The 12666-nt window shown below is 42.9% G+C and carries 12 protein-coding genes and 2 pseudogenes; all 14 read left to right on the plus strand.

The features are described 5' to 3' along the window. Positions 1-493 precede the first annotated feature (493 nt). Positions 494-1579: a Rieske 2Fe-2S domain-containing protein gene (locus ACM0OZ_RS41260; protein ID WP_414588674.1), complete on the plus strand. Its 1086-nt coding sequence runs from the start codon at positions 494-496 to the stop codon at positions 1577-1579. 369 nt (positions 1580-1948) lie between these two features. Further along, positions 1949-3007 (plus strand): methyltransferase, encoded by a 1059-nt coding sequence (locus ACM0OZ_RS41265; RefSeq protein ID WP_414588675.1) that lies wholly within the window; start codon positions 1949-1951, stop codon positions 3005-3007. A gap of 69 nt (positions 3008-3076) precedes the next feature. Then, positions 3077-3214: a hypothetical protein gene (locus ACM0OZ_RS41270; RefSeq protein ID WP_414588676.1), complete on the plus strand. Its 138-nt coding sequence runs from the start codon at positions 3077-3079 to the stop codon at positions 3212-3214. A gap of 50 nt (positions 3215-3264) precedes the next feature. Next, positions 3265-3465, plus strand: a complete 201-nt coding sequence (locus tag ACM0OZ_RS41275) for a hypothetical protein (protein ID WP_414588677.1) — start codon at positions 3265-3267, stop codon at positions 3463-3465. Positions 3466-3649: 184 nt separating this feature from the next. After that, entirely contained in the window at positions 3650-4435 is a 786-nt protein-coding gene (locus ACM0OZ_RS41280) for a class I SAM-dependent methyltransferase (protein WP_414588678.1), read from the plus strand. A 45-nt stretch (positions 4436-4480) separates the two neighbouring features. Further along, positions 4481-5821 carry a cytochrome P450 gene (locus tag ACM0OZ_RS41285; RefSeq protein WP_414588679.1) on the plus strand — a complete coding sequence of 447 codons (1341 nt, stop codon included), beginning with the start codon at positions 4481-4483 and terminating at the stop codon, positions 5819-5821. A 331-nt stretch (positions 5822-6152) separates the two neighbouring features. Then, on the plus strand, positions 6153-6218 hold the full coding sequence (locus ACM0OZ_RS41290) for a hypothetical protein (protein ID WP_414588685.1): 66 nt from the start codon (positions 6153-6155) through the stop codon (positions 6216-6218). A 119-nt stretch (positions 6219-6337) separates the two neighbouring features. Beyond that, on the plus strand, positions 6338-6904 hold the full coding sequence (locus ACM0OZ_RS41295; RefSeq protein ID WP_414588680.1) for an AAA family ATPase: 567 nt from the start codon (positions 6338-6340) through the stop codon (positions 6902-6904). Between the two features lie 195 nt (positions 6905-7099). Then, a complete protein-coding gene (locus tag ACM0OZ_RS41300; RefSeq protein WP_414588681.1) occupies positions 7100-7363 on the plus strand; it encodes a transposase in 264 nt (87 codons plus the stop codon). A gap of 118 nt (positions 7364-7481) precedes the next feature. Next, on the plus strand, positions 7482-8669 hold the full coding sequence (locus ACM0OZ_RS41305) for a 1-deoxy-D-xylulose-5-phosphate reductoisomerase (RefSeq protein WP_414588682.1): 1188 nt from the start codon (positions 7482-7484) through the stop codon (positions 8667-8669). A 20-nt stretch (positions 8670-8689) separates the two neighbouring features. Then, entirely contained in the window at positions 8690-9754 is a 1065-nt protein-coding gene (aroF, locus tag ACM0OZ_RS41310; protein ID WP_414588683.1) for a 3-deoxy-7-phosphoheptulonate synthase, read from the plus strand. Positions 9755-10369: 615 nt separating this feature from the next. After that, positions 10370-11593 (plus strand): annotated as a pseudogene (locus tag ACM0OZ_RS41315) (ISAzo13 family transposase). 345 nt (positions 11594-11938) lie between these two features. Further along, complete coding sequence (locus ACM0OZ_RS41320; protein WP_414588684.1) at positions 11939-12064, plus strand: hypothetical protein; 126 nt, start codon at positions 11939-11941, stop codon at positions 12062-12064. 6 nt (positions 12065-12070) lie between these two features. Then, a pseudogene (locus ACM0OZ_RS41325) lies at positions 12071-12613 on the plus strand (transposase domain-containing protein); the annotation flags it as partial. Positions 12614-12666 lie beyond the last annotated feature (53 nt).

A 12666-nucleotide genomic window follows, 5' to 3' on the forward strand; every position in this document is an offset into this window, starting at 1 on the left:
TGAGGGATGATAAAACTAATCAGCAATTTGCTGAATACCTTGCTTCGTCAATTTCTGAGATTTTGCAAGTTCTCAATATCATCCCTTGTTTCAGCAACCCCCTTGACTTTATTCAATTAAGCGGCATAGCACGTCAATAATGTCGCAAACCGCCCTTAATTCACGAAGGGGTGTAAGTAGCAATGGAACGTGCGACCTATGTCGCACATTCCATTGCTCAGGGCAAACGCATATTGTCAACAAGAACCTCTCAATGTCAATAAACTTCAAAAGAATCGCATTAATCCCTGCTTATTGACAATGTTTTAAGCGATTGCGCCCAGCGCAGTGCTATGCAGGGCAATCGCCTTAACCCCTGAAAAACCAATCAAACAATAAATTCTTGTTCTGCCATTGATACACTAATTAAGGTTTTTGTCAAGACTAATTAAGATGCGTTTGCCCTGTTCCATTGCTACTTGCAAGCAATAAATAATAAGAGGATATGGTGGATATGGTCACTAACCAAGAGAAACTAGCACAGCCAAAGCTAACTCAACCAGGAACAAGAGCCAACAAAGAGGTGATGAGACTAGCGGCTAGCTGGTACATTGCTATGCCCTCCCTAGATTTAGGTAAGAAGCCAATAGCAATCGAGTTATTCGGTCAACCTTTGGTAGCTTGGCGAGACCAAACAGGTCGTGCAGCAATCATGGACCGATACTGCTCGCACCTGGGGGCAAGTCTAGCAGTTGGTCAAGTGGTTGATGGTTGTATTCGGTGTCCTTATCACCACTGGTGCTACGACTCCTCTGGGGAGTGTGTTTCCGCTCCAGAGCTCGAGCACATTCCCCCAAAGGCTCGTCAAGCTACCTATTACACCATCGAAAAATATGGTTATATCTGGGTGTGGTATGGTTCCAAAGTGCCTCTGTTTCCTTTGCCAGAGTTTCCATCTGCTGAAGCTCAGAGGCACAAATACATGGCTTTTCGCTATGCCTACGCTACTAAAACGACAGTGCAACGGGTAGTTGAGGCTGGCGGGTGTGACTACTATCACGCAATCTCACTGCACAATTTCAAGATGACTAATCCTTCTCAATTCACCATTTTTAATAACCAAGATTCAGCAAACGACAGCGAACCAGTCATTCAAAAAGAAGCTTACTTGAAATTCCAGTTGAAAGTCTGGAATAGATTCATGTTTGAGCATAACTTGTTAGGACCAATAGCTCAAATTTTAGGGTTAAGTGCTGACACCTTTACGTTTCAAACAGATATTTGGCCTAGCGGATGCAGAATGACAGGTTTTGCAGATAATAACGAGCACGAGACACTCAAGGTGTTGTTTTGTACCACTCCCATTAATGAGAATATGACAATTGCACACTTTTTTGTAATGCTAAGGAAAACAGGCAACTTCTTGCTAGATATACCCTACTCTCTAATCTACCGTTTGCGAAGTAGAATTATTTCAGATGAAGATATATCAGTCTTAGACACTATAAAGCACGATGGCGGCGGGGCTTACATCTATCAAGATCGAGGAGTTTTGGAGCATAGAAAACTCTATCAACGTTGGGTTGATAAAGTCGAGTAAGGTAGCACCAAAAACGAGGCTTGCACCATCGGTGAGAAGTTAAGACGAATCTAAATTTGTCAAGCCCTATATAGAGTATCAGTTTTCTGAGCAAGTACTATATATGGATTAAAGAAAAAGTTCCTGGTTATCGCTTAACACGCGATCGCTAACTTATGAAGGATGAAATTCTTTCCCCCTTTATTTTGCTTATTTCTTATTTTTCCTAGGTTTCAGATGATAGAATGATTTCCTCTGTAAGGAATGCGGGAATTTCTCGCAAGGAACTTGACAAATATGTTTTTTTCTTAACTTCTCACGAATGTCTGTCAATGCGTAACGGAACTCCTATATCAGGAATTCTGAGCCAAGATTGAAGGAAAAAAAAGTATGATAAAAGAAAACCCTTACATTCAAAAAATAGCTAGTTCAGCCCAAGATTTCCTTTTTTTTATGATAGGAGCGCATGGAATCTCACAAGCAATAGCCGTAGCTAGTAGGCTAGGGATTCCTGATTTACTCTCCTCAGAACCAAAAACCGTAACTTGGCTGGCTGAAAAGCTCGAGTGTGATCGAGATAATCTTGAAAGACTTCTCTTGTGCTTGTGTGATATGGGCTTTTTCACCTTTAAGTCTGATGAAACGATTGCGCTTAACGAAGTATCGGAATTTTTGAAGAGTGACCATCCACAATCCCTCGCTGTTCCAGCATCAATAAGAAGCTACGAATATGACTGGATGCCATGGGGAGAACTTTATAATACTGTGAAAAATGGCGGTGTATGCTTTGAGCGCGTATTCCACACTGATTTCTATAGTTATCTCTCTAAGAATCCGGAAATAAACCAGTTATTCAACAAGAACATGGGAAATATAACTAGGCTAACCCTGTTTGATAGCGTTGTGGCACTTCTTAATGTAAATGATATTAACCATATCGTTGATGTGGGGGGAGGAAAAGGAGACTTAATTATCACGCTCCTCAAAAAAAATGAGCACTTGAAGGGAACTATCTTTGACCAAATTCATTTAGAATCTCAAGCAAAAAAATTAATTTTAGAGCACAATTTAGAAAATCGCTGTGAATGGATAGGAGGAGATTTTTTTCAGGGAATACCCAGTGCAGATGCTTTGATTCTTTCTGAGATTTTACATGGCTGGAACGACGTTCAAGCGTTAGAAATTATAAAAAACTGCCGAAAATCTATTTCTAATAAAGGCAAGATTTTCCTGATTGAACGAGTTATTGACTCAAAAATAGATTCACACAATATTGGAGACAAAAGTAGAAATTTAATCAACCTTACAATGGCGGTATTCACAGGAGGAAAAGAAAGGACAGAAGGAGAATTACGGAAATTGTTAGAAGAGGCGCAGTTTGCATTAGAATTTATACAGCCGATAAAAGGATGGAGCGGACTTAAATTAATACAAGCAAAGTCAGTGTAAGCTCGGCTTAATCCATTCAAGTAGCATAGACAAGACTATCAGTCATGCGTTTGAGCAATGAGCGGGGAAATGCCCAACATATCAAGGCAGCCCGGCAATCATGAAAGTGCTGGCAAACGCCTCTCCGGTAATACTCGCAAAGGCAATCAGACTCTTCGTTCTGGCTTGATGCAGTCAGCCCATGTAGCATCTCTCGGACTTATCTAGTTGCTCAGTATCGTCGGATTGCAGAACGACGAGGCAAAAAGCGAGCAACGATGGCCGTAGCTCATTCTATTTTGGTCATTGCTTACCATGTTATTGAGCGTCGGGAGCCGTATCGAAAACTAAAAGCTAACTACTTTGACAAACAGCGTCCCGAAGCAACTACTAAACGACTAGTTAAGCGGCTTGAGCAACTAGGTCATCAAGTTACTCTCATACCCCAAACATTTACCCCAGCTTCTAACTGCACGTAGATTTTCAAGTCAGCATCAGCACTGGAATAGAAATGTACCTGGTTGGCTGGAAAGTTTACGGCAAGCTTCCGAATCGGAAATAGTTGCGTACTTCAAATGTTTGACAGAAGGGTTTAGCGGGCTCGAAGGTTGCAATGCCCAGCATCATCAAAATTATCAACAACCTTAGGAAAGAGGGGTAAAAATGAACGAATTTGTGAGTCGATATGACAGTATGATTCAAGATCCTTTGATAAGGGAGTACTACGGCCAAAAAGATTTTTTTAATGTAGGCTATTGGCTTTCAAATACTCTAAGTCAGCAAGAAGCCTGCGAGAACCTCATGGACAAGCTTTTGGCATTTCTTCCTGAAAAGAAGGGAACAATCCTCGATGTTGCCTGTGGGATGGGGGCTACCACCAGTCACCTCCTGAAGTATTACTCGGCTACTGATATCGAGGGCATTAACATTTCCGAAAAACAATTGGAAAGATGCAGAGTCAATGCACCGGGCTGCAACTTTACCCTCATGAATGCTGTAAAACTGGAATTTGAAGATGATTTGTTTGATAACATCATCTGCGTTGAGGCAGCCTTCCACTTTGATACAAGGGAGAGGTTTCTGCAAGAAGCTTGGCGTGTATTGAAGCCTGGTGGTCATTTAGTACTCTCCGATATTATCTTTGAAACCACTGAGTGGTTGGGTGATTGGATGGTGCCTTTGAAGAACAATGTCAAAGATATGGAGGAGTACAAAGATGTTTACCTACAGGCACGATTCAAGCAGGTGGAACTTGTTGACACAACAAATCAGTGCTGGGGAGAATATTGCCGACGCAGGATGCATTGGTTGCAGCAGACGTTTTTGGCAGGGAAACTAGATGAGCCAACTTTCCGTGAAATAATGGTTGTGTTTGATGGTTTGCTGAATTCTTCTGTCAGACATTATCTTTTGGTCTCAGCAAAGAAGCCATTACCAGATTTACTTTAGAGCAGAAACAGCTTTTTCCGTTGATTAACAAGCGAGGAGGAAATCATGACAACCACTTATCCCCTGCGCTCGCTCCCTTTACCCCCTGGCAGCTTTGGTCTACCAATCATTGGTGAGACAATTAACTTTTTCCGCGAAAAGGACTTTGTCCAGAGGCGACAGCAGCGATATGGACAAATCTTCAAAACCCATCTATTTGGGCATCCTACGATCTTCATGCTTGGAGCAGAGGCAAGCCGCTTTCTGTTTGCTAATGAGAAACGTTATTTTTCTGACGGAATTGCTAACGGTGTACCTCTGCCTACCAAAGTTTTGATGGGAAAAGCGTCATTGGCTATGCAGACGGGTAGCGAACATCAAAGGCAACGCAAACTCTTATCGCAAGCCTTCCAGACTCGTGCGTTGGCAGGGTATGTCTCCACGATGGAAGAGATTACCCGCAATTATCTCCACAAATGGGAGCGGATGGGTCACTTCAACTGGTACTCTGAACTGAGAAAATACACGCTGGATGTTGCTTGCAAGTTGCTTGTGGGAACGGAAGCAGCCGCCGATAGTGATTTTGGTGAGTGGTATGATGTTTGGGCTAAGGGGCTACTTTCCATCCCCGTACCCTTACCTTGGACGAAGTTTGGTCGCGCGCTCCATTGTCGTCATCGGCTACTAGCACGAATAGAGGAAATCATCTTAGAGCGTCAACAGCAACCCACAACAGGTCAGGATGTCTTAGGGCTAATGTTACAAGCACGGGATGAAGATGGAAACAGTCTGAGTTTGCAGGAACTTAAAGAGCAACTTTTGACCTTGTTATTTGCAGGTCATGATACTCTGTCATCCGCTCTTTCCTCGCTATGTCTGATGTTAGCCCAGCATTTAGAAGTTAAGGAAGCTGTTCGGACAGAACAACAGCAACTGGGGGTTGAAGAACCGCTGACGCTAGAGCATTTCAAGCAGATGACTTATCTAGAGATGGTTCTCAAGGAAGTGCTGCGCGTCATTCCCCCAACGAGCGGTTCGCCTCGGGCAGTAATTAAGCCCTGTGAGTTTAATGGCTACTTGATTCCCCAAGGTTGGAAAGTTTATTACAATCCTAGTGCGACTCATCAAGATAGCAGAATCTATATCCAGCCAAAAAGCTTTGACCCAGAGCGCTTTACACCCCATCATGCTGAGGATAAACAAAAACCGATGAGCTACATCCCTTTTGGTGGTGGAGTGCGAGAATGTGTGGGGCGAGAGTTTGCCAAGCTGGAGATGAAGTTATTTGCAACGCTTTCCGTCCGCGAGTATGAGTGGGAACTGGTTCCTGGGCAAAACCTGGATATAGTTAGGCTACCGTCAGCCCAACCCCATGATGGTTTAAAAGTGAAGTTCTACCGTCGTTGAGAGCAAAAAAAAAGTAGGTTCTCCCGCATTTTTTCCCAGTTCCACACTGTTTCATGAGTCAACTCAAAACCCTGCAACCGAAAAAATCCGGCGACATCCAGAAACTCATCTTGTAAGTAGTAAAACAAAATTAATTACACAAAATTCAGGTATGAAACCCTTATCCAGAGTCGAACTTCATGTGTAAATAATTCTGTGTGATTACTTAGGCAACAGACACAACAGCAACTGAAACACAATGTCTATGGGCAATTTCCGAAAGTTGAACGGGGTTCTCGTGCGTTCATTGAAGTGGCGTTTTCACTCCCGACAGCGATAAATCTAAATAATGATGTCAGGGTCTGGGCCAACTGTATTTGCCTTAACCCAGTCTCAGCAAGAGGCGCTGCAAGTTTGAGAAACTATGAAGATAGCTACTTCTAACCCTGATTTGGATCTGTGGGTCTTGAAATTCACCCGTACCAGTATTCGCATTGCATCTTCAATTTTGGCACAGAAGCGCATATGGTTAGAATCGTGGCAATCGTTGGTATGCCAGGCTCAGGTAAAAGTGTAGTAGCTAGTTATCTGAAAAGGAAGGGGTTTCCTATAATTTGGTTTGGAGAAATTATAATACGTGAAGTTAAAAAACGAAGTCTACCAATAACACCGTACAACGAGCAAACGGTAAGGGAAGAAATTAGAAGAAAGCATGGAATCGGTGTGTGTGCCCAAATGGCTTTACCACTTATTAAAGCCAAGCTGTCAGACCATCAATTAGTTATTATTGATGGTCTATATAGTTTTAGTGAGTATAAAATTCTCAAACAAGAGTTTAATGATGAATTACTAGTTTTGGCAATTTTTACTCCTAAGGCTCTCAGGTATGAACGACTGGCTTTGAGACAGGAGAGACCTTTAACACTAAAAGAAGCAGAGATAAGAGATTTCGCAGAAATTGAGAAAATTGAAAAAGGAGGTCCGATTGCTATGGCAGACTTAACCATAATCAATGAGGAAAATCAATATCATTTATATAAAAAGATAGAAAATATACTTGCAAAAATTTTACAGAAAGTCCCGCCTGTAATTTGTAAAGCATGACACTTCATATTTGAAGAAAGCATATACAGCAGATTGCAGGTAGATAGAGTACACTGAAGAGCAGTGCATCAACAGGTCACATGAAACCTTATTCCATCGACTTTAGAGAAAAACTAGTCAAAGCTTATGAGCAAGGAAACACTTCAATTAGAAAATTAGCTTCCAGATTCGATGTAAGTAAAAGGTGCGGTTGTAGTGATGGATAATGTTCCAGCCCATAAAATTGCGACTATTGAAACTTTGATTCAATCAGTTGGTGCGAATGTTCTATACTTGTCTCCCTATTCCCCAGATTTTAATCCAATTGAGCATTGGTGGTCACAACTCAAAGCTTTTTTACGCCAGTTCGCCCCAACCACAACAAAAATGGTTGATATTCTGATTGCAACTGCACTCGATTTGTTCAATCCCAAACATCCACGACACTGGTTTACAAACTGCTGCTACTGTACCTCATAAACCTGCAATCTGCTGTAAATGCAACTGTACGTATGCTATTCACCTAGCAGATCACAAATACCAAGAAATGTCATAAAGCGGTCAAGGGAACGCATCAATTATTGGGAATCTTATTATCGTGAAAGCAATATCTCTTTTAGGTTCGACAGGCTCTATTGGTACCCAAACACTGGATATTGTCACCCAATACCCCAACCAGTTTCAGGTTGTCGGATTGGCAGCTCAGCAGAATGTGGAATTACTGGCTCAGCAAATCCGCGAGTTTCGACCGACGATCGTAGCCATTGGCGAAGCACAGAAGTTGCCCGAGTTGCAAGCGGCGATCGCCGACCTCAACCCCCAACCAATTTTGCTAGCGGGCGAAGCCGGGGTGATTGAAGTCGCCCGCTATAGCAATGCCTCCGTTGTAATGAATGGCATTGTGGGTTGTGCCGGTCTACTACCTACAATTGCCGCCATTGAAGCAGGCAAAGACATTGCTTTAGCAAACAAAGAAACCCTAATTGCCGGGGGACCAATTGTTTTACCCTTGGTGCACAAGCATGGCGTGAAGCTATTGCCGGTAGATTCAGAGCATTCAGCAATTTTTCAGTGTTTGCAGGGAGTGCCTTGTGGGAGGCTGCGGCGAATTCTGTTAACTGCTTCTGGAGGGGCGTTTCGGTCTTGGCCTGCTGAGAAATTATCAACAGTCACTGTAAGGGATGCTTTGAAGCATCCTAACTGGTCGATGGGTCGCAAAATTACGGTAGATTCCGCGACTTTAATGAATAAAGGGTTGGAGGTCATTGAAGCTCACTGGCTTTTTGGCGTTGATTATGACCAGATCGAAATTGTCATTCACCCCCAGAGCATTATCCATTCTCTGATCGAACTGCAAGACACCTCAGTGCTAGCGCAATTAGGCTGGACTGATATGCGCCTACCAATACTCTACGCTCTATCCTGGCCAGAGCGAATTTATACTGCTTGGCAACAGTTAGATCTGGTGAAGGTGGGGGAACTAACCTTTTTTGCCCCAGACCACCAGAAGTATCCTTGTATGCAACTAGCTTATGCTGCAGGTCGAGCTGGGGGTTGTATGCCAGCAGTACTTAACGCTGCCAATGAGCAGGCTGTAGCCCTATTTATGGAAGAAAGAATTCAGTTTCTAGATATTCCTTGTTTGATCGAGCGGGCATGCGATCGCTACCTTGCCCACAAATGCTCTACCCCGACTCTCGACGATATTATTGCAGCAGACCGATGGGCAAGACAAGAAGTTATGACTGCAAGTGAAAACTTGGGTCAGTATTGGAAAACTTGTTAACGACATAGAGGATGCAACCTATGATTGTAGTCCTGAAATCCGGTACTCCATCAGAAGAAATTAAGCGAATCAGCAACGAATTCGACAGCAGGAAAATCACACCAGAAAAAAGTGCAGGTCACCACAAAGTGGTAATTGGTTTGGTGGGTGATACGGCGGAAATTGACTTGAGACAAATCCTAAATTTAAGCTCTTTTATCGAGCAGGTTCTACGCGTGGATAAACCCTTTAAACGGGCTTCAAAAGAATTTCGCTATGGGGAACCATCTGAGGTGGTTGTAGCAACCCCCAATGAACCAGTAACCTTTGGTCAAAACCACCCTGTAGTCATTGTTGCTGGTCCCTGTTCTGTAGAAAACGAAGAAATGATCTTAGAAACAGCGCGGGTAGTAAAAGCCGCAGGAGCGCAGTTTCTCCGTGGAGGTGCTTACAAACCCCGTACCTCACCCTATGCTTTCCAAGGTCACGGTGAGAGTGCATTAGGTTTATTAGCATTAGCTCGTGAAGCTACAGGTTTAGGGATTATCACCGAAGTCATGGATACAGCTGACTTGGAGAAGGTTGCATCCGTAGCGGATGTGCTACAAATCGGTGCCCGCAATATGCAGAGTTTCTCCCTACTGCAGAAAGTGGGCGCTACAGGTAAACCGGTGCTGCTGAAGCGTGGGCCCGCAGCCACGATTGAAGAGTGGCTGATGGCTGCTGAGTATATTCTGGCTGCAGACAACCCGAATGTGATTTTGTGCGAGCGGGGAATCCGTACTTTTGATTGGCAGTATACACGAAATACATTAGATCTGACAGCTATACCTGTCCTGCGAACGTTAACTCACTTGCCGATTATGGTTGACCCCAGTCATGGCACAGGCAGAGCAGAGTACGTGCCAGCTATGTCCATAGCAGCGATCGCAGCTGGGGCTGATTCCCTAATGATTGAGGTTCACCCTAACCCAACCGAAGCTCTCTCAGATGGTCCTCAGTCCCTTACCCTGGAGCAATATCAGGAATTAATCCAGGAGATAGCTGTTATTAGCAAGGCTGTTGGTCGTTGGTCTCAAACAGGTTGTGTCGCAAAAATTGTTTGACTTCATGTGTGATTTTTATACATCAGTGTTGGTATTCACAGAAGGAAAAGAAAGGGTGTGGTCAAAAGTCAGTAGATCGAAAACTTTTATAAGGTGACGAAAGAATAAGGTTTTCAGGCGATGCTTCTGGGCATCAAAACAGCGATCGCTTTGTTACCCCTACATGGAGAGCGAAAAATTTTGGGGGAGCTGGGCGACAATTAAACAGGGATTTTAAACTGAAGTTCCCCTTTGACAAAAAAGCGTAGTGTGTGCATAGAAGGGCTTTCGGCGATTTGGGCTCAGCGTTTACTGGGTACAAATCAGGCTAATACCGTAAGGATTCAGGTCTAAATTTAAGGAATTAAAGATGGTGCTTGCACACAAGAGTGAACCATCGCTTTTATAGCTTGCTCAAAAAATTCAATAACAGAACGTCCTTGACGACGACAAGTTTGTACGACCGTCAATAAATTGGCAGTGTGTTTAGGGACTTCCAGAAAATAAAGTATCCCAATTATCAATAATGATAATCAGATTCAAGGGGGCACTCAGGGCTGCCGACGGCAGCCCTGAGTGCCCCCTTTATAGTAAATTTAATAATCATGATTGAATTTTTGGGTGCTACTGGTGTCTATAGTATTAACGGATTCGCTCAAAAAGTTGTTGAAAGAAACCGCAGTTCAACTCAAAGGTGCAGTAAGCGCGTAAATTTATAGCAGAGACAGTCCTGGGGTTAGGTCCGGGAGGACAGAGACTTGCAGAAGAAGAGTTGGGATGGAGTCGATGCACTATTCGTAAAGGAACCAGAGAATTAAAAAGTGGTATTACTTGTGTGGATAATTATCTTGCTAGAGGACGAAAAAAAATAGAAGAATATCAGCCAAAACTTTTAGAAGATATCAAAAATTTAGTTGATACTCAAAGTCAAACTGACCCCACTTTTAAAAGTCAAAGACTATATACGCGCCTCAGCGCTGCTGAAGTCAGAAAACAATTAATTGAGAAGTATGGTTATAACAATGAGGAGTTACCAACTTCAGAGACAATTCGTCTCAAGTTAAATAATTTAGGTTATAAACTTAAGAGAGTCGCAAAAGTTAAGCCTCAAAAAAAATTCCCGAAACCGAAGCTATCTTCGAGCAACTAGCAATAGTTAATCAAGATGCTTCAGACGACCCCAGTATTTTACGTCTAAGTATGGATGCGAAAGCCCGTGTAAATATCGGCTCATTTGACCGGGGAGGTAGAAACCGAGTTCCCACTGAGACAGACGACCATGATTATAACCCAAAAACTAGCGTAACCCCCTACGGTATCTTCTTGCCAGAGCTTGATGAACTATTTTTATACTTTACAGAGTCCAAAGTAACAAGTGACTTTATAGTTGACGCTTTATCAGATTTTTGGGAAACACAAAGTTGGCGATTTACTCAAATAAAAACACTAATTATCAATCAGGATAATGGACCAGAGAATAATTCTCGGTGGACGCAGTTCATGAAACGTATAGTTGAATTTGCTCATCAACACCAACTAAATATACGTCTAGCTTACTATCCTCCATATCATAGCAAGTATAATCCCATTGAACGTACTTGGGCGATTTTAGAAAATCATTGGAATGGTAGCATTTTAGATGAAGTTGAAACGGCGTTACGTTTTGCTCAAAATATGACATGGAAGGGGAAACATCCAGTTGTTAAGTTAGTCACTCAAACTTATGAATCAGGAGTTAAGCTTACAAAAAAAGCTATGTCTAAAATTGAAGAACAAATCGAGCGATTGACCAATTCTACCCATGAGCTTTTTCCCGATTTAGGGAATTGGTTTATTGATATCTGTTGTGGAAAAACTTAAGTTTTAAAATAGTTATCAAAGTCTGCTGAAGCTCTAGACGAATATTAAATCAACACCATCTCACTTCGCGCAGAAACTGTGGAGTGCAGACTGTTCAGGCATACTTGAGGGGAAGAAAGCGGTTGCTGTCAGCAACCGCTTTCTTCCTCCTCCTAAAGATTATCATTCTCGGTTGAAGATTGCCTCTAGATTTTTTTGGGATAACTCACATCTTGCACCTCACCGAACAAACCCGTAAAAGGCAAATAAAGAGTACAAAAATGTGACGGGAGATGAAGCAATACGGTTCGGTTAAGCCCAAAATCAGGTAAGGTGAGGGTTATGACCTCAATGTACTGAGTAAGAATGCAACTCAAAGAATTCTCACTGATCTCACCTGTGGTCGAATCAGGTACGGTACTCAAAGCTTTAGAAACTGGGATTCCATCTGATGCCATTGAACAGGCGATTGCGCGGAGCGCAGTGCCCTAAAGGGCAATCGCTAACGCTAAAGCAGGCGAAAATCGTAAACGTGCCTTACCATCCCATCTGGTGATTTGTCTGATAATTGCTATGAGTTTGTGGTCAAAAGCTTCAATGAGAACAGTACTGAAAAATCTAGTTGATGGTTTAAGCGAAGCTTGGGTGAGAGTAGGACAGTATTGGCGAGTACCTTGTAAATCGTCAATTACCGAAGCTCGGCAGCGCATTGGAACTCAGGTGATGAGTCGTCTGTTTCATCTAGTAGTACGCCCAAGAGCCACACTCAAGACTCCAGGGGCAATTCTTTGAGGATTGCGGATAATGGCAGTGGATGGAACAGTGTTTGACGCACCAGATAGCGAGGCTAATGCCAGAGTATTTGGATATCCAGCAACACGTCCCGGCACTCAAGCAGCTTTCCCAAAAGTCCGCTTGGTGCTACTGATTGAAGCCGGAACGCATTTGATTGTTGATGCATTGATGTGTCCTTACCGTATTGGTGAGCGAGTAAGAGTTAAAAAGTTACTACGCTCTGTGACACAAGGAATGTTATTAATGTCTGGAGTTTAGACTAGTTCGCGGTGCGAAACGGTAGAAGAAATGAACTAAAA

This window comes from Scytonema sp. PCC 10023 (assembly GCF_963920835.1).
In the GTDB taxonomy this organism is placed as follows: domain Bacteria; phylum Cyanobacteriota; class Cyanobacteriia; order Cyanobacteriales; family Nostocaceae; genus Kalymmatonema.